Origin of the sequence: Cryobacterium luteum, assembly GCF_900110125.1 — a bacterium.
Classification (GTDB): domain Bacteria; phylum Actinomycetota; class Actinomycetes; order Actinomycetales; family Microbacteriaceae; genus Cryobacterium; species Cryobacterium luteum.
In genome coordinates, this window is the sequence record NZ_FOCN01000007.1 from 151,155 (window position 1) to 174,783 (window position 23,629).

Consider the following 23,629-nt stretch of genomic DNA (forward strand, 5'->3'; position numbering starts at 1 on the left):
CAGCCATCAAGATCTCTCAGGGAGCGTTATGAAAACCATTGGACTTGTTTTTGGTACCCGGCCAGAGGCCGTGAAATTCGCCCCGATCATCAAAGCCCTACAGGAAGACAGCCGGTTCAGACCGGTTCTGATTTCAACCGGTCAGCACCGCGAAATGCTGGATTCAACGATGCACGAATTCGGTATCAAACCGGACGTCGAGCTGAGGATCATGCGAGACAAGCAGACCCTCAGCCAGGTTACGCACCGGATCCTGGCCGGCATTTGCGACGGCGACTACTTGGGGGACATGGATGCGGTCATGGTTCATGGTGACACCGCCTCCACTCTCGCCGGAGCCCTGGCTGGCCTGCACAACCAGGTGCCGATCATCCACGTGGAAGCGGGTCTGCGTAGCGGAAACAACGAGTCTCCCTATCCTGAGGAAGCCAACCGGAAGCTGGTTGCACAGATCGCCTCACTTCATCTGGCCCCCACGCCCGGAAACAGCGCCAACCTTATTCGTGAGGGAATCCGGGAAAGCTGTATTGTCGTCACCGGTAACACCATCGTCGACGCCCTGGAATGGGGCATGAACAATCTTGCAGGCTACGGTGACCCAGCCTTGGAAGACCTGGATCAGGATCCACGGAAGGTTATCGTTGCCACGACCCACCGCCGTGAGTCCCAGGGGCAGCCGATGGCGGAGATCGCTGGAGCCCTCTTCGACATCGCCCAGAATGACCAGGTACGGATCGTTGTCCCGCTGCACCTGAACCCGCTGGTGCGTGGCGTTATGATTCCTGTCCTTTCCGGGCTGGAAAACGTTACCCTCGTGGATCCGCTCCCATACCTGAGCTTCTGCAGGCTGCTAGTCCGCAGCGACATCATCCTTTCGGACAGCTCCGGCGCGGAGGAGGAGGGCCCTGCGCTGGGAAAACCGACGCTTGTGCTGAGGGACATCACCGAACGACACGAGTCCATCCTGACGGGCAGCTCGAAACTGGTTGGTCGTTCTCGGCCTGTGATCGTTGCCGAAGTGATGCGGCTCCTTCACGACGAGGTTGTGTACCGGGAAATGGCCACGGCCATAAACCCATACGGAGATGGCCGTGCGACCCAGCGCACCATTGCCGCGGTCGCTCATTTCTTCGGAATGGGGCCGGCGGTCACGCCTTTCGTCCCCGGGGCAGAACGTGTTGGCATCGCGGCATAGTGGTCTCGCGTGCAGGCGCCGTCGCGCAGAGTGACGTGAAGACAGACTCCCCGGCGCGACTGTTCATACTCCCTAAAAGGAACCTTGTGATATGCCTCTTGGCCTCTTAGCTCTTGCCGCCGGCGGATTCGGCATTGGGTTGACCGAATTTGTCATACTCGGTCTGCTCCCCGAGGTAGCAGCAGACTTCAACGTCAGTATTCCCGTCGCCGGGTACTTGGTCTCGATATACGCCTTGAGCGTGGCCGTGGGTGGTGTCATCCTGACTGCGGCGACGGCACGGATGAACCGCAAAACGGTACTCGTCGGTCTGATGTGCCTTTTCATCGCGGGAAACTTCATCTCGGCCATTTCAATCGACTATTCACTCATGATGGCCGGCCGCATCATCGCCGCGCTCTGTCACGGTGCGTTCTTCGGAATCGGGGCCGTGTTGGCCTCCCAGCTCGTTACTCCGGACCGAAAGGCCCGGGCCATTGCGGTCATGTTTGCCGGCCTAACCACGGCAAACGTTCTGGGTGTCCCGCTGGGAACATTTTTGGGCCAGTCAACGGGGTGGCGAACAACATTCTGGGCAATCTCCGCGATCGGGGTCGTCACCCTGATCGGCCTGGTGCTCTTTGTGCCGAAGGAGGTTGACTCGAGCAGTCCGCGAATTGGGCTGATAAGCGAGTTGCGCGCCTTTAAGAATGCTCAGGTATGGCTGTCGGTTCTGGTCACCATTTTCGGCTTCGGAGCAATGTTCGGCGCCTTCACGTACATCGCCCCAATGATGATCGAAGTCGCGGGATTCCAGCCTGGAATGGTCAGCTGGCTTCTCGTGGTCTTCGGCGTCGGGCTCTTCGTCGGCAACCTCATCGGGGGCCGGGCGGCCGACCACAATCTTAATCGCACTTTGATCGGCCTACTCGTCGCGCTCACCGTCATCCTCGCCGCTTTTACGCTGACCGCACACAACCAGTGGGCCAGCATTGTCACTCTGTTCCTACTCGGGGGCGTCGGATTCGCAGCCGTGCCGGGCATGCAGATGCGTGTTTTGCACTTCGCTGCCGAGGCCCCGACTCTCGCCTCCGGTGTGAATATCTCGGCCTTCAACCTGGGCAACGCGATCGGAGCCCACCTGGGCGGTCTGACAATCGCAGCGGGACTCGGCTACACCTCACCGAGTTGGGTCGGAGCAGCCCTCGCGGGCGCGGCAGTGGTCACGATGCTCCTCTCGTCGCGGCTTGAGGGCAGGCAAAACCGTCGCGCCACGACCAGTGCCCACGCTGAAACCCTGCCACTTCCCAAAAATCTGTCCATTCGACACTGACTCCACCGTCATCGAAAAGGAATACACATGCCCTTACACTCTCTGGCAATCGCCGAACCAAGCTTCGGCTCCGAAACTGTCACCGACTTCCTTCGGGACGGATACTGGCTCGAAGCTCCAGACATAACAGGGACCGGCAAGCCCGATCTCGTCGGCTACGGACTGTCGCTCGGAGAAATCTATTGGTATCAAAATCCGGGCTGGCAGAAGCGCCTGGTGGTGGACAAGATCAAGGAACCAGTAGGCATGGATTTCGGGGATATCACCGGCAACGGGGTCTCCGATCTTGCGGTCTGCTACCAGCTGTATGGTCCCGGCGGAACGATTCACCATGCAGACCCGGAGGGCGGCAAGATCGACTGGCTTGAAAACCCGGGGAACGCCGCAGAAACCACGGATCAGTGGGTGCGTCACTACGTTGGGCGCGCCACCGGTATGCACCGTTTGCGGGTGGGGCACTTCACCCGCACCGATGTGATGCAAATCATCGGCTTCCCCATCGTCGCAGTGGAAGGTGTCCACGCCGTTCTCCCGGTGGTCATCTTTACCCAGCCCGATGACGTCAGGAACGCTACGGAATGGCCGATGGAAGTCATCACGAACCGCGATTTTCGCATGATTCACGGTGTTGCACGGAAAGAGAATATTGTTCCGGGGTCAAATCTTGATTCCATCCTGATGGCTTCGGATGAAGGGGTTAACTGGCTCTATTTTGACGAGGCGGCTCGTGCGTGGACCTGGGAGCACATTGGTACCGGCGAGGAGTCCCAGTTCGAACAAACCACGTTCAAGGGAAGCGGTGACCTGGACGGCGGCCGATTGGGCGAGGACCCGCTGGCGTACGTCGCCGCAGTGGAACCCTTTCACGGAAATACCGTCGCCGTGTATGTGCGCGATGCCACACCCGAGACGGGCGAACAGGCGAGGTGGACGAGGCATGTCCTGGACATTTACGGCGACCCGAACGACAGCGGTGAGGGGCCTGGTCACACGGTTATGTGTGGCGACTTTGATGGGGACGGCGATGACGAATTCCTTGTCGGATTGCGCGGGCCGAACCCGTGGCAGGGGGCCATTTACTACAAGGCGGTCGACGCAGCCAGAGGTCTGTTTCTCAAGTGGCGGGTGTCCGGCGAATCAGTGGCTCGCATCGTAGCCGGTGACTTTACGGGTCGCGGAATACAGGACTTTGCCACCATTTCCTACTCGGTCGAGCACTACTTCGTTGCGCCAAAAGCGCAGATCACCCTGCACCATAACCTCACGCCGCACGAGAAACGAAGGTTGGAATAGTCATGACACGAAAAAGAGACTCCCCAGTGAATCGACGTCTGTTCATGACTGGCTCCGCCGGTACGGTGGCGGGAACGCTGCTCCTGGCTGCGCACGGAGTGGCACCTGCAGCAGCGCTGGGGACGTCGCCGACGGGCTTCAGCTCCGATTCAGGTTTCGGGTCAGGGCCGGTCGTCCCAGCCGGATCCATCGTCAAACCAGAAGACCGCAGATATGCCGATCTCATGACGGGGAACAATCAGCGCTTCGTGGCGAACCCCGACTACGTCAGGCTGATCACGACCACGGAGGATGCCGCAGCAGCCCTACAGGATGCTCTATCCCAAAAGAAACGGGTGTCGGTCCGCAGCGGAGGCCACTGCTTTGCCGACTTCGTTTGCAACCCCGACGTCGGAGTCATCTTGGATCTGTCACCCATGACCGCTGTCTATTACGATCCGAAGATGCGCGCTTTCGCCATCGAGCCCGGTGCGCGCATCATGAACGTCTACGAAACCCTCTACAAGAACTGGGGAGTAACGATTCCCGGTGGTATCTGCTACAGCGTCGGCATTGGCGGACACATCGCTGGGGGAGGATACGGACTACTTTCCCGCGCCCACGGGCTGACGGTAGATCACCTTTACGCGGTCGAAGTCGTCACCGTCACGTCCGACCGAAAGGTCCGAACCGTAGTTGCGACCCGGGATGACGCAGGCGAAAAGCAAGACCTGTGGTGGGCCCACACCGGTGGCGGGGGTGGTAACTTCGGCCTCATCACGAAATACTGGTTTCGATCACCCGGCGCTAGTGGAACCGAGCCGAAGAATCAACTCATCGCTGCTCCGTCGAGGGTCCTGGTCAGTGCGATCAGCTTGCCTTGGAACCAGTTGGATGAACGAAAATTTGCCCGCCTCATCACCAACTTCGGTGCCTGGCATGAGAAACACAGCGGCCCCGGCACGGCGGAGTCCAATCTGAGCAGCCTCTTCAACGTTAGTCATAAGGCTCATGGAAGTCTGGGGATGTTCACCCAGGTTGACGCCGCCGCCCCGCAGGCGCGCAGGATTCTAAACGACTACATCGCATCCATTCTCGAAGGAGTGGCCATCGAACCTGCCCCGGTGACCACCGCCAACGGCGAGATACCGGCCGTTCCCGCCTTCTTCACCCCGCAGGACATTCCGTGGTTGCAAGCAACTCGGTTGGTCGGAACGGACAACCCCACAATCACCAATCCAACAAGCCGTGGAGCCCACAAGTCTGCCTACATGAACAAGCGCTTTTCTGCAGCCCAGATCGGCGTCCTGTACGGACAAATGACTAAACCTGGTTTCGCTAACCCGAACACGATGATGGTGCTGTTCTCCTTCGGTGGCCAGGTCAACGCTGTCGAACAGCATTCAACAGCCAACGCACAGCGCCGCTCCGCTTACAAATTATGCTTGCAGACGTTCTGGTCCGATGCCAAGGATGACGCCTACTACCTGGGGTGGGAGCGCGAAACCTTCGAGGGGATGTTCGCCGCAACCGGGGGAGTTCCCGTCCCCGGCGAAGACACGGATGGTTGTTACATCAATTATCCGGACACCGACGTTGCAGAAAGAGCGCATAACCGTTCCGGCATCGGCTGGCAGCAGCTGTATTTCAAGGACAACTATCCTCGTCTGCAAAAGGCCAAGCTTGCCTGGGACCCGACTGATTTCTTTCGTCACAAACTGAGTATCGAACTTCCCCGCGAACCCGCGAACAGTGAGTCGGTCCAGTGATGACTATGCCGACGACGTTGACCCCAGATCGGGTCGAGGTGTCCGTTCGCAGCAAATTGCCGTCGCTGACGGGGCTGCGTTTCTTTGCCGCGCTGCTCGTTTTCTTCTTCCACATCACGCTGTTCAACTCTCCCATCCCACCAAACAACGCTGTCAACCCTTTCCAGGATGTACAGCTGGGAGGAACCCTGGAGGCGGCCTTCAACAAGACCGGATACGTGGGAGTGTCGTTCTTCTTCGTGCTCAGCGGCTTCGTCCTGGCCTGGGCGTCGAAACCAGGGGAGCGGCTGGTCAGCTTCTGGCGTCGCCGGATAGTGAAGATCTTTCCCAACCACATCGTAATGTGGGTGCTGTCTATGGTGCTGTTCGCAGCGGCGATCACCAGCCCGGTGGCATCCATCACCAGCTTCTTTCTGGTGAACTCCTACTCGCCGGACGAATCCGTGTACGTCGCGGTCAATCCCCCAGCGTGGACGCTGTGCAGCGAACTGCTTTTCTATCTGCTCTTCCCGTTCATCATGCACCTCCTGCGGCAAATTCCCCGGAACTGGCTCTGGGGGTGGGCGGGAGTGATGGGCCTGTGCATGGTCGTCGTGCAGCTCATCACGCTATACCTAATCCCGGATACGCCGGTTTCGGCACTGACTCCGGTTTCCGCGACACAATTCTGGTTTGGTTACATTTTTCCGCCGACTCGGCTTTTCGAATTCGTCCTCGGATCAATTCTGGCTCTTATCGTTCTGTCGGGACGCTGGATCCCGATGAAGACCTATCAGGCACTGATCCTCTGCGCGGCGGGCTACGGTATTGCCCTGACTGTACCTTTCGTGTGGTCGTTCAATGTCGCGATGATCATTCCAATTTCTGCTTTGATCTGCACCGTTGCTACCGCCGATATGCGCGGTGCAAATCGGTTTCTGGGAAGCCGCATCATGTTGTGGCTCGGAAACATATCCTTTGGGTTCTACCTCTGCCAGGGAATCGTTATCTTCTACGGACGCATTCTCATGGGAAACGCGACCTATCCGACGCCGGTTGCTTTCCTGATGATCGTCGGGTTTCTCATCGCAGCGATCTTGGGCGGATGGGCTCTCTACGCGCTGGTGGAAAAACCGGCTATGGACAGGTGGGCCCGCCCCAGACGGAAAGAACCGGCGGCGTGACTCCCCGATCAAACCTGGAGAAAGATCCTCGCCCTCACGGAGGGGGCTCCACGGATTGCGTGGGGCCACCCTCTTCTCTTATCCCGGTGGCGGTTCTTACGGACGTGCCCAGTCGTGGTCGAACTGGCCGACGGTGTTCGCGGAGGTCAACAGCTGCAGCGCTTCGGAGCTGGGTGAGCCCGGATCAGCCGTATAGAGCAGGATCCGGTGGCCCGAGTCATCTGGAGAGGACAAAACCTCGAAGTTCAGCTCCAGGGAGCCGACAAACGGGTGCCTGAAATACTTCAAGCCAGATATGCAGTTCTCCACCGGATGCTTCGACCAGATCGAGGCAAATTCCGGACTCTTCATGGTCAATTCACCGACCAGGGCAGTCAGCTCCTGGTCGTCGGAGAAACGACCGGTCAGCAGCCGTAACGAAGCGACGGCGCGGTTGGCTTCTTCGGTCCACCGCTCATACAGCTCGCGAGTATGAGCATCCAGGAACAACATGTGCGTCATGTTGGGACGCTCCGCCAAGCAGGACGGACTGTCAAAGGCCAGCTGCGACGCAACGAGTTTGTGTCCAAGGGCATTCCAAGCGAGTACTTCACTGCGACGACCTAACACCACCGCTGGAGTGGTTGACATCGATTCGATGAGGCGCAGGGTTCCCGGACGCGCATGATCAGGCTTCACGTTCGCACGACGCTTCGTTTTCACCGGCTTCGCGAGGTCCATCAGGTGGGCGCGTTCTGCATCGTCAAGGTCGAGCGCGCGGGCGATGGCTTCGAGGACTGATTCGGACGCGTTGCTGCTTAGACCCTGCTCGAGTCGGGTGTAGTAGGTGTTGCTGACCCCCGCGAGCATGGCCAGTTCCTCCCGACGCAGCCCAGGTACTCTCCGCACGCCATAGTTGCGCAAACCAACATCTTCTGGCTGCAGTCCGGACCGTCGGTTACGCAGGAACTCACCAAGTTCTGTGGGGCTACTCATGCTCTTAAGTCTGGCTTATCGGGACTGCACCTGCCTAACCCCGCCAGTGCTACCCACAGCACGGTCTGGTTGTGCTTGAGCGAAGATCGCAGGCTGAGGGTACACATCCCGTTTCGGGCTTACGGAAGGACCACCGCCATGGCCAGCACCAATGACGTCCAGGAGACGCCATCAATACCGCCGGGAACAGTTTCACCCCCGGCCACGTCATCAGCAACAATGACCGGCAAGCAACGACTGATCCTCGTTCTTCTGCTGACGGCAAGTTTCACCCTCGCCGTCGATTTTTCCATCCTCAACGTTGCGCTACCCGTAATCGGATCTGAGATCGGCTTTGGGCTGGACACCCTGCAGTGGATCATCACCGCGTTTGCGTTGTGCGCGGCCGGGTTCACTCTGCTCTTCGGCCGGGTCGCGGACCTGTTCGGCCGGCGTCGGCTATTCATCCTCGGGATGGCCGTGCTCGGGATCGCTTCCCTGGTAGGCGGACTCGCCACCACACCGGCGCTGTTGCTCATTGCCCGGGTCGCTCAGGGACTGGCAACCGCAGCCGTCGTACCCGCAGCGTTGTCCCTGCTGACTACATCCTTCCCTGAAGGGAAACTTCGCGAGAAAGCGCTGGGACTCAATGGCGCCCTGATGGCAGCCGGGTTCACCACGGGTGCCATCCTCGGCGGCGTATTGACCGATCTATTGTCTTGGCGTTGGGCATTCTTTATCAACGTACCTATAGCGATAGCCGTCGTCATGCTTGCACCGGCCATCCTGGCTGAATCCCGTCCTGCGCAGAAAACGAGACTGGACGTGCCCGGTGCTATCACGGTCACCCTTGGTCTGCTCGCCATCGTTTACGGCCTGTCCTCAGCAGCGGAAACCTCATGGGTCCACCCGATGACGCTGGGACCACTCCTCTTTGGCGCGCTCCTGCTCGTCGTTTTCTGGTTCGTTGAACGCAATACAGCTCACCCCCTCGTTCCAGTGGCTATTCTGCGACGCAGCACCATTGCTTGGGGAAACATCGCCGGGGCTCTGGCCTTCGTCACCGAAACATCCCTGGTTTTCCTGTTGACCCTCTATCTGCAAAAGACCCTTGGCTACACTCCCCTTGGTGCCGGGTTGTCCTTCGCCGTTCTGGGGCTGGGAACGGTTCTCGGCGGCATCGTCGGGCCCCGCCTCATCGGTCGGTGGGGCACCAAGAAGACCATCATCGTCGGTTTCACCGTGCAGGCCGCTGCCACCGGATCGCTGGTGTTGCTCGGGACCAATGGCGAGTCCATCATCCTGCTGCTCATCGCCACCTTCGTGGGAGGGGTGGCGAACCTTGTGGCAATCGTCGGTTTTATGGTCACCGCGACATCGGGTTTGTCGGATCACGAACAAGGTTTGGCTACGGGGTTGGCGACCATGAGCCAGCAAATCGGCATCACAATGGGTATTCCGATTATGAGTGCCATCGTCGCAGCCCGGGTTCACCGGCTGGGGGCCGAAACATCCCTGACGGTGCTCGACGGAGTCTCCACTGCCATTCTGGTCAATGCCGGACTATGCCTCATCACCGCCCTCGCCGTGGCCGCATTCCTCAAATCTCCCGCACGAAACGACGCCTGAGTCGATAGACCCGGTTATGTCGAACGACACCATGAGGTGAGATGTAGACCGGTTCCTCGCCCCACACTCGTCGAAGCCAAGAAACATGCGCGTCCAGCGACCGTGTCGGTGGGCGCAGATAGGCTATTACCGTCAGATCGACGGGCAGACATAAGCATGGGAGATGCAATGACAGTAATTACCGACGCGCGCACGCACGAATCCGAGTTGCTCGCTCGAGTGCCCGGCCAGCTTTACATCAATGGCCAATGGATTGCCGCAACCGGCGGCCGCACCCTCGATGTCACCGATCCGGCCACCGGAAAGGTCATTAAGACCATCGCCGACGCGACCGTGGCGGACGGCGCTGCCGCCCTCGACGCCGCCGACGCAGCGCAAGCCGACTGGGCCGCGACCCCAGCCCGCGTGCGAGGCGAAATTCTGCGCCGAGCCTTCGACCTGCTGCAGGAACGCAAGCAGGAATTCGCCCTGCTCATGACCATTGAAATGGGCAAACCGCTACCCGAGGCGCTCGGTGAGGTCGCCTACGGCGGCGAATTCCTGCGCTGGTTCAGTGAAGAAGCCGTGCGCATCAGCGGCCGCTACGGTGCCAACCCCGAGGGTACCGGTCGCATGATCGTCACCCAACACCCGGTCGGCCCCTGCTTTCTGATCACCCCGTGGAACTTTCCGCTCGCCATGGCGACCCGCAAGATCGCCCCCGCGCTCGCCGCCGGCTGCACCGTCGTCGTCAAACCTGCCGCGCTCACCCCGCTGACCACACTGCACTTCGTGGCCCTGCTCGAAGAGGCCGGCCTGCCTGCCGGCGTCGTCAACGTCATCACGACATCGCAGTCCGGTGCGGTCTCCGAACCGATCATCGCCGACCCCCGCCTCCGCAAGCTCAGCTTCACCGGGTCGACCGCAGTCGGCAAGTCGCTCATCAAGCTCTCCGCCGAGAACGTGCTGCGCACCTCGATGGAACTCGGCGGCAACGCCCCGTTCGTCGTCTTCGCCGACGCCGACCTCGACAAGGCCGTCGACGGTGCCATCATCGCCAAATTCCGCAACATCGGCCAGGCCTGCACCGCGGCCAACCGCTTCATCGTGCACGAGTCCGTCGCCGTGGAGTTCGCCCGCCGCGTCACCGAAAAGGTCGAGGCATTCCAGATTGGGCGCGGCACCGAAGCCGGCATCACCATCGGCCCGCTGATCGACGGCAAAGCCGTCGCCAAGGCGGATTCCCTCGTACAAGACGCGGTTTCCCGCGGCGCGACCCTGCTCACCGGCGGCAACGCGATCGAGCGCGAGGGCACCTTCTACGCGCCGACCGTACTCACCGACGTCAGGCCGGGCAGCGACATCCTGCGCGACGAGATCTTCGGACCGGTGCTCGCAATCAGCACCTTCTCCGACGAAGCGGATGCCGTCCGCCTCGCCAACGACACCGAGTTCGGCCTGATCAGCTATGTGTTCACGACCGACCTCGCGCGCGGCCAGCGCATGATCGAGAAACTGCAGACCGGCATGATGGGCCTGAATACGGGCGTCGTCTCCAATGCAGCCGCCCCGTTCGGCGGCGTCAAGCAGTCCGGCCTGGGCCGCGAGGGCGGGCTCGAGGGCATCCAGGAATATCTCTCGACGAAGTACACGCTCACGCCGGTGTCCTAGCCAACACGACAGAGGGAGTTGGTCCGTGACCGCGCGGTGAATCGCGGCCGGGTGCATCCGTTTCGCTGTCGACGGGAGAACTAACAGGTAAGTGGTTCGCGCTCGGAGGTCACGGCAGGCGACGTCGGGTTTGTGCTGTGGCCTTTCGCGGGCGGGAACCCGCCACCGAGTCGAAGGAAACTCACTATGCTGGTGCGCGCGGAGGTAAACACTCGAGGGGTGTGGACGCCGCCACCCTGCCCGGTTCGTGTTTCGGCCCGAAGGACCCACCCCCACGTGAGTGCATTCACCGACGATGACGCGGCGCTGGCCGGCGCCTTTCGGGAGGGTGACGAGCGCGCCCTGGCTGCGGCCTACGCGCGCTGGGGTCCGCTGGTCTTCACGATCGCGGTGCGCTCGCTCGCCAACGCGGCCGATGCTGAAGACGTCACCCAGAAAGTGTTCATTGCGGCGTGGCGCGGTCGTGCCGGGTTCGATTCGGGCCGCTCCCAGCTGCCGGCGTGGCTGATTGGCATCACCCGGCACGTGATTGCCGACACCCATGAAGCGCGAAGCCGACGGCGGCGGCTGGAGCAAGCGCTCGCGGCGACCATTCCGACCCAGCATGTTGACGACAGCATCAGCGTGGTCAATCGGGTGCTGGTCGGCGACGAAATCGACCGGCTCGAGCCGGTACCGCGTCAGGTGATGCGCCTGGCCCTCTTCGACGACCTCACCCAGGTGCAGATCGCCGACAACCTCGGTCTGCCGCTGGGCACGGTCAAGAGCCACATGCGGCGCAGCCTGACCCGCCTGCGCACCCGACTGGAGGTGTCTGATGACTCCTACTGAGGCCGCCCACCTCGAGGTCGCGCACATTGACGGTGCCCACATCGGAGCCGACGATCTGCACCTGCTGGCGCTGGCCGAACAGGGCGCGAGCGCCCGGGAGTGCACCCACCTCGACTCCTGTGCTGCGTGCACCGAGGAATACCGCGCACTGCGAAACGTCGTGTACCTCGGCCGCGCGGCCGGGCCTGAACGATTGCTCACGCCGCCCGGGGGAGTCTGGGCCGGCATCCACGCAGCACTCGGACTGAGCGAGGCCGTGCGCCCAGCGCCCCCACCCCGACCGAGACGGATGCCGCAACCCGGCCGCAGGCATCCGCTATCGACGGCCTGGAGCCAGTCGCGGGCGGCCTGTCGTCCCGGCCCCGCCGACGCTGGGTGTCCATCGCGGCAGCCGCCGGCGTGGTCGGGCTGCTCGGCGGCATTGCCATCGGCGTCGCGACCACGACCGGAGGCGTGCCCCGGGAGCAGATCGTGGCCGAAGCTGCCCTCGACGCCCTGCCCGGGTGGACCGCAAGCGGATCGGCCCGGGTCGAGCAGACTCCCGACGGCCGTCGCGTCGTCGTCGTCGACCTCGATGCGCCGGCCGACACGAGCCTGCGCGAGGTCTGGCTGTTGAAAGCGGATGCGTCCGGCCTGGTCAGCATCGGATTCCTCGACGGCTCCACCGGCCGCTTCGCCCTCCCCGCGTCCGTCGATCTGGCCCAGTACCCCCTCGTGGACGTGTCGGCCGAACCCGCCGACGGCGACCCGGCGCACTCCGGTGACTCCATCGTGCGCGGCGAACTGCACCCGGATACCTGACAAATATTTCCGGACGGTGCATCCGTAACCCGCCAGGCCGGGGAAGTTGTTACCGAGGGAGGCAAAGCGGCCTTCCGTAACGACCCATGGAGGTAGCAATGCGCAAGTCCATCGCCGTCGGAGTATCCGCCGGTCTCCTCATCGCTCTCGCCGGGCTCGCGCCGGCGCAGGCGGCCGTACCCGCGGCATCCGCTGCGCCGGGTACCGCGTCGGTGTCCGTGCTGCACGCCATTCCCGGCCTGACCCTCGACATCTCGATCGACGGCCGCGTCGTCATCGACGACTTCGAGCCGGGCACCCTGCTCGGCCCGCTGAAAATCGCGGCCGGCACCCACACCGTCGACATCTCGGCTTCCAACCCCCTCGAGATCGGCGGTAGCGCCAACGGATCCCCGACGGCGAGCATCGCCCTGAACGGCGGGGCCACCGTGACCGTCACGGCCGGGCGCAGCTTCACGGCCGTCGCCCACCTCACCGACGCCGGCGTGCCCACCGCCACCCTGTTCAACGATGACACCACGCCGCTGGCTGCAGGGCAGGGCCGCCTCACGGTGCGTCACGTAGCGGCGGCACCCGCCGTCGACGTTCTCGCGAACGGCGCCGGCGCCGTCGCCGGCCTGACCAACCCGTCGGAGGCGGTGCTCGACCTGCCGGTCGGTACGATCAGCGCCGTTGTGGCCGCCGCCGGAACCACCGCGCCGTTGCTCGGCCCGGCCGACGTCACGATCGCACCGCGCACCAACACGGTCGTCTACGCCTGGGGCAGCCTCGCCGACGGCAACCTCGCCCTGTTCGTGCAGACGGTGCGCACGCGGGCCGCTGCGCCGGCATCCGTTTCGGTGCTGCACGCCATTCCGGGCGTCATGGTCGACGTGTACGTCGACGGCACGTTGGTCATCAACGACTTTGAACCCGGCACCCTCACGAAGACGTTCCGCATTCCGGCCGGCAGCTATTCCCTCGCCATCACCGCAGCGGATGCCGCCGACGCGAGCGCCCCCGTGATCGGTCCGGTCGACCTCGCGGTCGCGTCCGGCCTGAACTACACCGCGGTGGCCCACCTGAGCGAGGCGGGAGCTCCGACCGCCGCCTTGTTCACGAACGACACGTCGGCACCCGGCGACGGGCAGGGCCGCCTGACGGTGCGCCACGTGGCAGCAGCGCCGGCCGTTGACGTGCTCGCTGACGGCGTGCCGGCCATCACCGGCCTGACCAACCCGAACGAGTCCGTGCTCGTGCTGCCGGTCGGTACCATCTCGGCCGCGGTTGCCGCTGCCGGTACCACGGCGGCGCTCATCGGCCCGGCCGACGTGGCCATCGCCGCGAGCACCAACACGATCGTGTATGCCTGGGGCAGCCTTGCCGACGGAACCCTGGCGCTGGCCGTGCAGACGGTGCCCACCCGGTAGCTTCAGCCCCCGAAGTCGGGTCACATGACACTCGCCGGGGACTAATTCAGGAAATCCAGCTGGGTGCATCTGTCGTGCCGGGTGTTTCCGGGCGTGTCGGATGCCGGCGCCGCCAGTTTTCCTGAATTGGCCCCCGATGGGCCGGATGACGGAGTTCGTGACACGACCCACACTCGGCCGCTAGAGCCGTTCGGGTCTGTGTTTACCCGCCCGCTCCAGTGGCTAATTCAGGAAATCCCGCTGTGTGCATCCGCCGTGCCGCGTGTTTCCGGGCGCGGCGGCTGCCGGCGCCGGAAGTTTTCCTGAATTAGCCCCCACACTGAGCCGGGGGAGCCGGGGGAGCCGGGGGAGGCCGGGGGACGCGGGGGAGGCAGGGGGACGCGCGGGAGGCAGGCGGCGGGGCGCTGGCTAGACTTTGCGGATGCCCCTGATCGCGATCGACGACCTGAGCGATGCCCGACTGGTCGACTACGCCCACCTCACCGATGTGGCCCTCAAGAAGGCCCGCGGCACCGAACACGGGCTGTACATCGCCGAATCGGCCCTCGTGCTGGAGCGGGCCCTGCGCGCCGGTCATATTCCGCGGTCGGTGCTCGCTCTCGGCAATACCGCCGATGAGGCGCTCGCGGTGCTCGGCGATTACGCGGCCGCAGTGCCGGTGTTCGTCGGTCCCGGCGAGCTGCTGGCCGACCTCACCGGCTACATTCTGCACCGCGGCCTCATCGCCTCAATGAACCGGCCAGAGCTGCCCGACGCGGACGCCCTGCTGGCCGGTGCCAGCCGCATCGTCATCCTTGAAAACGTGGCCGACCCTACCAATGTCGGCGCCATTTTTCGCTCGGCCGGCGCCATCGGAGCGGATGCGATCCTGATCACGCCGCGCTGCTCCGACCCGTTCTACCGCCGGGCCATCCGGGTGTCGATGGGGACCGTGCTGCAGGTGCCGTGGACCCGGGTCGGCGACTGGACCGAGACCCGCGCCCTGCTCACCCGGCACGGATTCCAGGTGGCCGCCCTCGCTCTAACGCCCGACGCGGTCAGCCTGCGCGACTTCGACGGCACCCGGCATGAGCGCCTGGCCCTTTTGCTCGGCGCCGAGGGTGAGGGGCTCACTCCGGAGGCGCTCGCCGCGTCGGACAGTGTGGTGCAGATTCCGATGAAGCACGGCATCGACTCGCTCAACGTTGCCGCGGCGAGTGCCGTCGCGATGTGGGCGCTGTCCGGGTAGCGCTTTCTGACACCCCGACCCCGCGGGCCTAGGCTGGGGTCATGAGCAATGAAGCTGTCATCATCGACGTTCTGCGCACCCCGTCGGGCCGCGGTAAGCCTGGCGGAGCCCTCGACGGCATCCATCCGGCCGACCTGCTGGCCACCGTGCTGCGCGAACTGGTCAGCCGCAACAACCTCGATCCGGCGCTCGTTGACGACGTGATCGGCGGCTGCGTCAGCCAGGTCGGCGAGCAGAGCAACAACGTGACGCGTACCGCCCTGCTGAGCGCCGGATTCCCGGACACCGTTCCCGGCACCACGATCGATCGGCAGTGCGGCTCCAGCCAGCAGGCCACCGCCTTCGCCGCCCAGGCCGTGATGAGCGGCAGCGCCGACGTGGTTATCGCGTGCGGCGTCGAGTCGATGAGTCGGGTGCCGCTCGGGTCATCGACCGGCACCCAGGACCCATTCGGCACCCTCATGCACGAGCGCTACCCCGACGGCCTCGTCAACCAGGGCGTCTCCGCCGAACTCATTAACCAGAAATGGAACCTCGGCCGCGACGCTCTCGACAACTATGCGGCCCGCTCGCACCGGCTCGCCGCGGCGGCGGCCGACCGCGACGACTTCGGTGGCGAAATCGTGGCCGTCACCCGAACGGACGGCACCGTCGTGAGTGAGGACGAGACCATCCGCGCCGGCACCTCGCATGCCTCACTCGCCGGCCTGCGCCCCGCGTTTCGCACCGACGCCCTCGCAGCCCGGTTTCCGAAACTCGGCTGGCACGTCACTGCCGGCAACTCGTCACCGCTGACCGACGGCGCCTCGGCCACCCTGATCATGAGCGCCGGGCGGGCCGCGCAGCTCGGCCTCAACCCGCGGGCCCGTTTTCACAGCTTCACCGTGGTGGGCAGCGACCCGCTGCTCATGCTGACCGGTGTTATTCCGGCGACCCAGCGCATCCTCTCGCGGGCCGGGCTCGGCATCGACGACATCGACGCCTACGAGATCAACGAAGCGTTCGCGAGCGTGCCGCTGGCCTGGCTGCGCGAGCTGCATGCCGACCCCGACTGCCTCAACCCGCGCGGCGGCGCCATCGCCCTCGGCCACGCGCTCGGTTCCTCGGGTACCCGACTGCTCGGCACCCTGCTCAATCACCTCGAGATGACCGGCGGCCGGTGGGGCCTGCAAGCCATGTGTGAGGGCGGCGGCATGGCCAACGCCACATTGATCGAGAGGCTCTGATGAACATAGACGGATGCTCCGCGCTCATTACCGGAGGCGCCTCCGGCCTCGGCCTGGCCTGCGTTCGCACGCTGCACGAGGCCGGGGCCTCCGTCGTGCTCCTCGACCTGCCGGGCGCTCCCGGCGAGCTGATCGCCGCAGCGCTCGGCGACCGGGCCCGGTACGTGGCCGGCGATGTGACAAGCGCCGGCGACGTGCAAACCGCCGTCGACGCCGCGGTGGCATTGGCGCCGCTGCGTATCGTGGTCAATTGCGCCGGCATTGCGCCCGGCGCCCGCACGATCGGCCGCGACGGCCCGCTGCCGCTTGAAGATTTCGAACGGGCCATACGCATCAACCTCGTGGGCACCTTCAACGTCGTGCGCCTGGCCGCTGCGGCGATGCAGCGCACCGAACCCCGCGGTGACCCGGGTCGGCACGGCGGCGCCGAACGCGGCGTCATCGTCAATACCGCCTCGGTCGCCGCGTTCGACGGGCAGATCGGGCAGGCAGCGTACGCCGCGTCCAAGGGCGGCGTGGCCGCGATGACCCTGCCGCTCGCCCGCGAATTCGCGCAGAGCCTGATTCGGGTGGTGTCGATTGCGCCCGGAATCTTTGACACTCCCATGTTGCAGGGCCTGCCGCAGCCGGTGCGCGATTCGCTGGGCGGCCAGGTGCCGCATCCGTCCCGCTTGGGCGACCCCGAGGAATTCGCATTCCTGGTGCGGCATATAGTCGAGAATCCCATGCTCAATGGGGAAACTATCCGTCTGGACGGGGCGATTCGAATGCAGCCGAAGTAGGACTGTAGGGTCGAGGTATGGCAGTCATCTTCGGTACGATCCTTGTTCTGGCCGGGTTCGCCTGCGGCATCTTCGGTGTTCTGTCCGTGGCCTGGGCAAACCCAACGGCTTCGCTGCCCCTGTTCACCAGCCCGCCCAGCCGGCCGCGGGCATCCGTTCTGCTGAACGTCGGAGCCGTCGCGCTGGTCATCTGGGGAGCCAACCTCATGACGCCCGACATTGGCGCCTGGGCTTTCGTGCTGCTCATCGCGGCCGTACTGGTTCCGTTCATTGTCATTCGCACCTGGCACAACCGGCGGGTCGCCGCGCGGGCCTAATCGGCTAGGCCCGCTGTGACGGCTGCTGCTGCGTGATGCAGTGGATGCCGCCGCCGCGCGTAAACAGCGGCCGCGCCTCGACCGACACCACCCGCCGACCCGGATAGGTGGCGGCCAGCACGTCGCGAGCCTGGGCATCGGCCCGATCCTCGCCGAAACCGCAGGCAATGACACCGCCGTTGACCACGAGATGATTGACGTAGTTGTAGTCCACGAAGCCCTCGTCGTCGCGCACTACGGCCGGCGCCGGCAGGTCGATGATGGTGAATGAGCGCCCGGCCGCATCGTGCGCGTCGGCCAGCAGGGCGCGCAATTCGCGGGTGAGCGGGTAGTCGGGGTGCGCCGGATCGTTTTGCGCGTGCAGCAGGATTGTGCCCGGCGACGGCAGCGCGGCGACCATGTCAATGTGCCCGCGGGTACCGAAGCGGGTGTGGTCGCGGGTGAGGCCGCGCGGCAGCCAGACCACGTGCTCGGCGCCGATCGTGCGCCGTAGTTCGGCCTCGACAGAGGCGTGCGTGGCGCCGGGGTTGCGTGCGGGGTCGAGTTGCACGCTCGTTGTCGCCAGCACGGTGCCCTCGCCGTCGACGTGGATTCCGCCGCCCTCGTTCACGAGCGACGACCCGACAACGGCTGCACCGGCGGCCTCCGCAACGAACCGGCCGATCGAGGCGTCGAGGTCCCAGCTGGCCCACTCCTGGTCGCCCCAGCCGTTGAAGGTCCAGTCGACGGCGCCGAGGCGGCCGTCTGCGTCGTGCACGAAGCTCGGGCCGATGTCGCGCATCCAGCTGTCGTTGAGCGGAGCCTCGAGTATCTCGATGGCGGCCGACAGGTAGCGCGTCGCGTCGGCTTGGGCCGACGGGTCGACGACCATGGTCACCGGCTCGAAGTCGACGATCGCGTGCGCGACGGCGGCCCACGTGCGGCGGGCCTCGTCGGCCTCGGCCGCGGTGTCGCCCAGGGTGTAACCGCCGGCCGGAAACGCCATCCAGACGCGGTCTTGCGGCGCCGTCTCGGCCGGCATGCGCCAGGTCATGCCGTCGCCCCGGTGTCGGCCGCGCCGAACGGATGCGCCGGGTCGACCGCCGCCGTCAGCCGGCCGTAGCTGTCGGGCCGGCGGGTGGCCAGGAACGGGAACAGGCTGAGCCACTCTTCGCGCTGCGCCAGGTCGAGATCGGCCACGAGCGCCACGGACTCGCCGCGCGGCGCTTGCACGAGCACGCGTCCGAACGGGTCGGAGATGAACGACGAGCCGTAGAACGTGAGGTCGCCCTCGTGACCGTGCCGGTTCGGCACGACCATGAACAGGCCGCTTGTGATGCCGTTGGCCACGATGACCTGTTGCCAGATCGGCTGGGTGTCGAAGTCGGGAAACAACGGTTCCGACCCGATCGCGGTGGGGTAGGCGAGAATCTCGGCGCCGCCGAGACCGTACAGCCGGGAGACTTCGGGAAACCATTCGTCCCAGCAGGTGGGCAGGCCGAGGCGGGCGCCTGCCACCTCGTAGACCGGGTAGGCGTCGTCGGCCGCACCAGGCCGAAAGTAGGTGTCTTCGTAGTAGCCGGCGGTGACCGGGATATGCGTCTTGCGGGTGCGGCCGAGCAGATCACCGCTCGGCGACACCAGAATGGCCGTGTTGTAGCCGCGCGGGTCGTTCGGTTCGTCGGTTTCAGCGGGCTGTTCGAACAGTGACGCGTGCACGATTACCTCGTGCTGCCGGGCCTGGGCGGCCGCGAAGGCGAAGGTCGGGCCGTCCCGGAGCGGCTCGGCATCCGCTTTCGGTGTACCGGTGGCGCGCACGTTTCCGGGGTATCTGCTGAGGGTCAGCTCCGGCAGAAAGACGATGCGCGCGCCGGCCTCGGCCGCCAAAAGGATGCCCTCGGCCAACTCGGCGCGAAGCGTCGCGTCGTTGCCGTGCCAGCGATGCTGCACGAGGCCGACGCGCAGGGGGCCGCGATCGGGCTGGCGCACCCGGGTGGGGGAGGCTGGGCTGGCTGGTGCCTGGATCAGGCGCATAGTGTTCTCCTCGTATTGCACAACCCGGACCCCCACTATAGGCAGTGGGGGCATTCGCGCGGCCGAAACCTGCTCACGCGGCTGGCCTGCCACGCGCGCGGGCAGCGGCGGCGGGCGCGCGCAGCAAACGAAAGCGTCAGCGAGCTACTCGGCTGCGTGCGCCTCCAGAAAGGCATACACCTCGGAGTCGTCAACCCCCGGAAAGGTGCCAGACGGCAACGGCGACAGCACGTGGGCGTGCAACCGGGCACTCGGCCAGGCCCGTCCGGCCCAGCGCGCTGCCGCATCCGAGTTCGGGCGGCGGCAGCAGGATTCGTCCGGGCAGCGTGACACGGTGCGCTGGGTGGTCTCCCGCCCCCGAAACCACTTCGCCTGCGCGAACGGAACGCCGACGCTGATCGAGAATTCGCCGGCATCCGTTGACCCGGTCTGAGTGGCCGACCAGAACGTGCCGGCCGGGGTGTCGGTGTACTGGTAGTACTCCGTGGTGCGATTGGTGTGGGTGAAAGCGCTGCGCGCGCTCCACTGCTTGCAGACGTATTGGCCCTCGATCGATCCGGTGACATCCACCGGAAACGGCAGGTCGTCGTTCTCGTAGCCCTTTTGCAGTGCGCCGTCGCCGTTGACCCGCAGAAAGTGCAGGGTCATGTCGAGGTGACTCGTGGCGAGGTTGGTCAGCCGCAGCGCGGCCGCTTCGTGGGTCACACCGAAGGTGTCCCGAAAATCCTCGACCGACAGCTCGCGTTCCTGCTTCGCGTTGGACAGAAAAGCGACGGATGCCTCGCGCGGCATCAGGCACGCGGCCGCGAAATAGTTGATCTCGAGCCGCTGCCACAGAAACTCGGCGTAGCTGCCGGGCCGTTCGTGCCCGAGCAGGCGGTGGCCCATCGCCTGCAACGCCATCGATCGCAGGCCGTGCCCGCCGGGAATCGAGGCCGGCGGCAGGTAGATGCGGCCGTTGGCGAGGTCGGTGACCGACCGGGTGGAGTTGGGCAGGTCATTCACATAGATCAGGCTGAAACCGAGCTGATCAGCCATGACGCTCACTTCTCGGTGGGTGAGGGCGCCCGAGATGTGCCCACTCGCCCGCACCCGTTCCTCGACGAGTTCCTCGATTTCGGGAATGTAGTTGCCCTGCGCGCGCATCCGTTCCCGCAATTCGGTATTGGCCCGACGGGCCTCCTCCGGGGTGGCGATGGCCTCGCTGGCGCGGCGGGACAGCTCACGGTGCAAGCCAAGCAGCGATTCGATTGCGGGCAGCGGCATCCCCTTGGTCACCTTCACGACGGGCAGGCCGAGCGCCCCGTAGAGCGGATTCTTCTGCGCCCGGTCCAGTTCGATCTCGAGCGCCGCCCGGTTGTTGGGGGCTTCGCGGCGCAGCAGTTCGGCCAGGTCCACCGACAGGGCGGTCGCGAGGTCCTGCAGGGTTGAGAGTTTCGGTTCGCGGCGGCCGTTCTCGATCAGTGACAGCTGGCTGCCCGCCAGGCTGACGCGCTCGCCAAGTTGGTCGAGGGTGAGACCCCGCTCGCTGCGAAAGTGGCGGATTCGATGGCCCAGGGTGACCAGATCGGAGGCTTGAGTCGACATTCCTTAACAATATCTAAAAAACAACGGTTTTTAACTGGCAATTTCGTCGGTTCTATGTCCCAGATGGGGCCATCCTTGATTTGTGGCCAAAATTATGGTCGTACGCAACGTCAAGAAAGCAATGCAGCCCGACGTTCCATAAATTTGCACCTACCCGAGCAATACGGAAAGGCCAGAATATGACCCTCACCAACTCTTCCCTCCAGACCAACGGGGACGCGTTCCCGCCCCGTACGGGCAGCACCGACCCGAACCTGCAGGCGTGGGTCGATGAGATCGCCCGCCTGACCGAACCCGACGCCATCGTCTGGTGCGACGGCTCGAAGCGCGAGGCCAACGAGCTTTCCAAATTGCTCGTCGCCTCCGGCCAGCTCATCCGGCTCAACCCGGAATGGCGCCCCAACAGCTTCCTCGCCCGCACCGACCCGAAAGACGTTGCCCGCGTCGAGGGCCGCACCTTCATCTGCTCCACCGATGAAGCGGATGCCGGCCCCACCAACAACTGGGCCGAACCCTCCGCCATGCGCGCGGAACTGCGCGGCGTCTTCGCCGGCAGCATGCGCGGCCGCACCATGTACATCGTGCCGTTCTCGATGGGCCCGCTCGGCGGCCCCATCTCGCAGCTCGGCGTCGAGATCACCGATTCCCCCTACGTCGTACTCAACATGGGCATCATGACACGCATGGGTGAGACCGTGCTGACGATGATCGAGGCCGGCGACCCGTGGGTGCACACCGTGCACAGCGTCGGTTACCCGCTCGTCGACGCGTCGGGCATCACCCGCCCCGACGTGGAATGGCCGTGCAACGATGACAAGTACATCGTGCAGTTCCCCGACACCCGCGAGGTCTGGTCCTACGGTTCCGGCTACGGCGGCAACGCCCTGCTCTCCAAGAAGTCCTTCGCCCTGCGTATCGCGTCGGTGATGGGCCGGGACGAGGGGTGGCTCGCCGAGCACATGCTGCTCATCAAGCTGATCTCCCCGGAAGGCGGCGTATTCCACGTGGCCGCCGCGTTCCCGTCGGCGTGTGGCAAGACGAACCTGTCGATGCTGCGCCCGACCATCCCCGGCTGGAAGGTCGAGACCATCGGCGACGACATCGCCTGGCTGCGCCAGGGTGAAGACGGCCGTCTCTGGGCGATCAATCCCGAGGCCGGCTTCTTCGGAGTCGCTCCCGGAACCGGTGAAACCACCAACCCCACCGCCGTCTCCACCATGTGGGGCAACACCATCTTCACCAACGTGGCCCTGCGCGACGACGGAGACGTCTGGTGGGAAGGCCTCACCGACAAGGCTCCCGAGCACCTGATCGACTGGCAGGGCAAGGACTGGACTCCCAACTCCGGCCGTACCGCCGCCCACCCGAACTCCCGCTTCACCGTGGCAGCCGCCCAGTGCCCGTCGATCGCCGACGACTGGGAAGCTGCCGGCGGCGTGCCGATCGACGCCATCGTGTTCGGTGGCCGTCGGGCGACCAACGTTCCGCTGGTCGCTCAGGCGCGCAGTTGGAAGCACGGCGTGTTCATGGGCGCCACCATCTCGTCTGAGAAGACCGCGGCCGCTGACGGCATCGTCGGCGAGCTGCGTCGCGACCCGTTCGCGATGCTGCCCTTCTGCGGTTACAACATGGCCGACTACTGGGGTCACTGGCTCAAGGTCGGCAAGGAGCTCGGCACCAACGCCCCGGCCATCTTCCAGGTGAACTGGTTCCGCAAGGGCCCCGACGGTGACTTCATCTGGCCCGGATTCGGTGAGAACTCGCGGGTTCTCGAGTGGATGATCCGTCGCATCGAGGGCACCGCCGACGCCGTCGACACCCCGATCGGGCTGCTCCCGGCCGAGAACGGTCTGAACCTCGACGGTCTCGACCTGTCGAAGGAGGCCGTGGACCAGCTGTTCGCGATCGACCAGACCAGCTGGCTCGCCGAGTGTGACCTCACCGAGGAATACTTCGACAAGTTCGGCGAGAAGGTGCCGCCGGCACTGCGCGCTGAGCTCGCGAGCGTGCGTTACCACCTCAAGAACTAATTTCCCGAGTGACAAGGCCCCGTCACGCAGGTGACGGGGCCTTGTCGTGTCCCCATCGGTCGTGCAGTGCTTTCCGGGCCCGGTCCCGGAAAACGGGCCCATGTTCTACTTGGGTTCTACTGGTCGTTGCAACACCCAGACTCTTGGGAGTTTGTATGACCACGTTAAACCCGACCAATGAGCCCTCGACCGACGAACAGAATCCGTGCGCGGACAAGGCGTCTTTTCTGGCTCTGCTGGAGCGACTTGGTGACGTGACTTCTGCCTCGGCTGAGCTGGGCATCAACCGCGGCACTGGCTACCGTTGGGCGCGCAGCGTTGGGATTCGAGGGCCGAAACCGCACCCTGGGCGTGAGATGTTCCGTGAGCTCCGCGCGGCTGGCACTCCCCGCCGTGAGGCGGCCGCTTTGGCCGATGTCGATATCAGGACTGCCGTCGACTGGGACAAAGGGATCCGTAAA

19 protein-coding genes and 2 pseudogenes are annotated in these 23,629 nt (G+C 64.6%); 17 read left to right on the forward strand and 4 right to left on the reverse strand.

What is annotated here, in order from left to right:
- The first annotated feature begins 28 nt into the window (after positions 1-28).
- The 5 genes from wecB (at position 29) to BMW72_RS09550 (ending at position 6,711) form a co-directional block, all read left to right on the forward strand.
- On the forward strand, positions 29-1,195 hold the full coding sequence (gene wecB / locus BMW72_RS09530) for a non-hydrolyzing UDP-N-acetylglucosamine 2-epimerase (RefSeq protein ID WP_092109925.1): 1,167 nt from the start codon (positions 29-31) through the stop codon (positions 1,193-1,195).
- A gap of 91 nt (positions 1,196-1,286) precedes the next feature.
- A complete protein-coding gene (locus tag BMW72_RS09535) occupies positions 1,287-2,507 on the forward strand; it encodes an MFS transporter (RefSeq protein WP_092109927.1) in 1,221 nt (406 codons plus the stop codon).
- 27 nt (positions 2,508-2,534) lie between these two features.
- Positions 2,535-3,800 (forward strand): VCBS repeat-containing protein, encoded by a 1,266-nt coding sequence (locus BMW72_RS09540; protein ID WP_092109929.1) that lies wholly within the window; start codon positions 2,535-2,537, stop codon positions 3,798-3,800.
- 44 nt (positions 3,801-3,844) lie between these two features.
- Entirely contained in the window at positions 3,845-5,548 is a 1,704-nt protein-coding gene (locus tag BMW72_RS09545) for an FAD-binding oxidoreductase (RefSeq protein WP_092109931.1), read from the forward strand.
- Between the two features lie 5 nt (positions 5,549-5,553).
- Complete coding sequence (locus BMW72_RS09550) at positions 5,554-6,711, forward strand: acyltransferase family protein (RefSeq protein WP_092109983.1); 1,158 nt, start codon at positions 5,554-5,556, stop codon at positions 6,709-6,711.
- Between the two features lie 96 nt (positions 6,712-6,807).
- Here BMW72_RS09550 and BMW72_RS09555 read toward each other — a convergent pair whose 3' ends face one another.
- Positions 6,808-7,686 carry a helix-turn-helix transcriptional regulator gene (locus BMW72_RS09555; protein WP_092109933.1) on the reverse strand — a complete coding sequence of 293 codons (879 nt, stop codon included), beginning with the start codon at positions 7,684-7,686 and terminating at the stop codon, positions 6,808-6,810.
- Positions 7,687-7,824: 138 nt separating this feature from the next.
- Between BMW72_RS09555 and BMW72_RS09560 the strand changes: the two genes are divergently transcribed.
- The 10 genes and pseudogenes from BMW72_RS09560 to BMW72_RS09600 all read left to right on the forward strand — a co-directional run bounded on the left by BMW72_RS09560 (position 7,825) and on the right by BMW72_RS09600 (position 17,538).
- Positions 7,825-9,294: an MFS transporter gene (locus tag BMW72_RS09560; RefSeq protein ID WP_338419433.1), complete on the forward strand. Its 1,470-nt coding sequence runs from the start codon at positions 7,825-7,827 to the stop codon at positions 9,292-9,294.
- 168 nt (positions 9,295-9,462) lie between these two features.
- A complete protein-coding gene (locus tag BMW72_RS09565) occupies positions 9,463-10,944 on the forward strand; it encodes an NAD-dependent succinate-semialdehyde dehydrogenase (protein WP_092109937.1) in 1,482 nt (493 codons plus the stop codon).
- A gap of 276 nt (positions 10,945-11,220) precedes the next feature.
- The gene (locus tag BMW72_RS09570; protein ID WP_241983801.1) at positions 11,221-11,775 is read left to right on the forward strand and encodes an RNA polymerase sigma factor; all 555 of its coding nucleotides are present in this window, start codon (positions 11,221-11,223) and stop codon (positions 11,773-11,775) included.
- A gap of 375 nt (positions 11,776-12,150) precedes the next feature.
- A complete protein-coding gene (locus tag BMW72_RS09575) occupies positions 12,151-12,576 on the forward strand; it encodes an anti-sigma factor domain-containing protein (protein WP_422386294.1) in 426 nt (141 codons plus the stop codon).
- A gap of 98 nt (positions 12,577-12,674) precedes the next feature.
- A pseudogene (locus tag BMW72_RS19685) lies at positions 12,675-13,151 on the forward strand (DUF4397 domain-containing protein); the annotation flags it as partial.
- 213 nt (positions 13,152-13,364) lie between these two features.
- The gene (locus tag BMW72_RS19690) at positions 13,365-13,985 is read left to right on the forward strand and encodes a DUF4397 domain-containing protein (RefSeq protein ID WP_422386296.1); all 621 of its coding nucleotides are present in this window, start codon (positions 13,365-13,367) and stop codon (positions 13,983-13,985) included.
- 421 nt (positions 13,986-14,406) lie between these two features.
- Complete coding sequence (locus BMW72_RS09585; protein ID WP_092109945.1) at positions 14,407-15,213, forward strand: TrmH family RNA methyltransferase; 807 nt, start codon at positions 14,407-14,409, stop codon at positions 15,211-15,213.
- A 41-nt stretch (positions 15,214-15,254) separates the two neighbouring features.
- Positions 15,255-16,439, forward strand: a complete 1,185-nt coding sequence (locus BMW72_RS09590) for a thiolase family protein (RefSeq protein ID WP_092109946.1) — start codon at positions 15,255-15,257, stop codon at positions 16,437-16,439.
- Complete coding sequence (locus BMW72_RS09595; protein WP_092109948.1) at positions 16,439-17,221, forward strand: 3-hydroxyacyl-CoA dehydrogenase; 783 nt, start codon at positions 16,439-16,441, stop codon at positions 17,219-17,221. Before BMW72_RS09590 ends, BMW72_RS09595 begins: the two co-directional genes overlap by 1 nt.
- Before the next feature lie 17 nt (positions 17,222-17,238).
- Positions 17,239-17,538, forward strand: coding sequence for a hypothetical protein (locus tag BMW72_RS09600; protein WP_092109949.1), 300 nt, complete (start codon positions 17,239-17,241; stop codon positions 17,536-17,538).
- 4 nt (positions 17,539-17,542) lie between these two features.
- Here BMW72_RS09600 and BMW72_RS09605 read toward each other — a convergent pair whose 3' ends face one another.
- From BMW72_RS09605 to BMW72_RS09615, 3 genes are all read right to left on the reverse strand, one after another.
- The gene (locus tag BMW72_RS09605) at positions 17,543-18,571 is read right to left on the reverse strand and encodes an agmatine deiminase family protein (RefSeq protein WP_092109951.1); all 1,029 of its coding nucleotides are present in this window, start codon (positions 18,569-18,571) and stop codon (positions 17,543-17,545) included.
- Entirely contained in the window at positions 18,568-19,551 is a 984-nt protein-coding gene (locus BMW72_RS09610; protein ID WP_092109953.1) for a nitrilase-related carbon-nitrogen hydrolase, read from the reverse strand. The genes BMW72_RS09605 and BMW72_RS09610 overlap by 4 nt, the downstream gene beginning before the upstream one ends.
- Positions 19,552-19,695: 144 nt before the next feature.
- Positions 19,696-21,138 (reverse strand): helix-turn-helix domain-containing protein, encoded by a 1,443-nt coding sequence (locus BMW72_RS09615; protein WP_092109955.1) that lies wholly within the window; start codon positions 21,136-21,138, stop codon positions 19,696-19,698.
- 179 nt (positions 21,139-21,317) lie between these two features.
- Here BMW72_RS09615 and BMW72_RS09620 point away from each other — a divergent pair, with 179 nt between their 5' ends.
- Together BMW72_RS09620 and BMW72_RS18980 are read left to right on the forward strand one after the other, a co-directional pair.
- Positions 21,318-23,168 (forward strand): phosphoenolpyruvate carboxykinase (GTP), encoded by a 1,851-nt coding sequence (locus BMW72_RS09620; protein WP_092109957.1) that lies wholly within the window; start codon positions 21,318-21,320, stop codon positions 23,166-23,168.
- A 155-nt stretch (positions 23,169-23,323) separates the two neighbouring features.
- Positions 23,324-23,629: pseudogene (locus BMW72_RS18980) on the forward strand (hypothetical protein); the annotation flags it as partial.

Bases quoted from the DNA above. Each gene is read 5' to 3' on its own strand.
- wecB (WP_092109925.1), top strand. From the start codon at position 29: ATGAAAACCATTGGACTTGTTTTTGGTACCCGGCCAGAGGCCGTGAAA.
- BMW72_RS09535 (WP_092109927.1), top strand. From the start codon at position 1,287: ATGCCTCTTGGCCTCTTAGCTCTTGCCGCCGGCGGATTCGGCATTGGG.
- BMW72_RS09540 (WP_092109929.1), top strand. From the start codon at position 2,535: ATGCCCTTACACTCTCTGGCAATCGCCGAACCAAGCTTCGGCTCCGAA.
- BMW72_RS09545 (WP_092109931.1), top strand. From the start codon at position 3,845: ATGACTGGCTCCGCCGGTACGGTGGCGGGAACGCTGCTCCTGGCTGCG.
- BMW72_RS09550 (WP_092109983.1), top strand. From the start codon at position 5,554: ATGCCGACGACGTTGACCCCAGATCGGGTCGAGGTGTCCGTTCGCAGC.
- BMW72_RS09555 (WP_092109933.1), bottom strand. From the start codon at position 7,686: ATGAGTAGCCCCACAGAACTTGGTGAGTTCCTGCGTAACCGACGGTCC.
- BMW72_RS09560 (WP_338419433.1), top strand. From the start codon at position 7,825: ATGGCCAGCACCAATGACGTCCAGGAGACGCCATCAATACCGCCGGGA.
- BMW72_RS09565 (WP_092109937.1), top strand. From the start codon at position 9,463: ATGACAGTAATTACCGACGCGCGCACGCACGAATCCGAGTTGCTCGCT.
- BMW72_RS09585 (WP_092109945.1), top strand. From the start codon at position 14,407: ATGCCCCTGATCGCGATCGACGACCTGAGCGATGCCCGACTGGTCGAC.
- BMW72_RS09590 (WP_092109946.1), top strand. From the start codon at position 15,255: ATGAGCAATGAAGCTGTCATCATCGACGTTCTGCGCACCCCGTCGGGC.
- BMW72_RS09595 (WP_092109948.1), top strand. From the start codon at position 16,439: ATGAACATAGACGGATGCTCCGCGCTCATTACCGGAGGCGCCTCCGGC.
- BMW72_RS09600 (WP_092109949.1), top strand. From the start codon at position 17,239: ATGGCAGTCATCTTCGGTACGATCCTTGTTCTGGCCGGGTTCGCCTGC.
- BMW72_RS09605 (WP_092109951.1), bottom strand. From the start codon at position 18,571: ATGACCTGGCGCATGCCGGCCGAGACGGCGCCGCAAGACCGCGTCTGG.
- BMW72_RS09610 (WP_092109953.1), bottom strand. From the start codon at position 19,551: ATGCGCCTGATCCAGGCACCAGCCAGCCCAGCCTCCCCCACCCGGGTG.
- BMW72_RS09615 (WP_092109955.1), bottom strand. From the start codon at position 21,138: ATGTCGACTCAAGCCTCCGATCTGGTCACCCTGGGCCATCGAATCCGC.
- BMW72_RS09620 (WP_092109957.1), top strand. From the start codon at position 21,318: ATGACCCTCACCAACTCTTCCCTCCAGACCAACGGGGACGCGTTCCCG.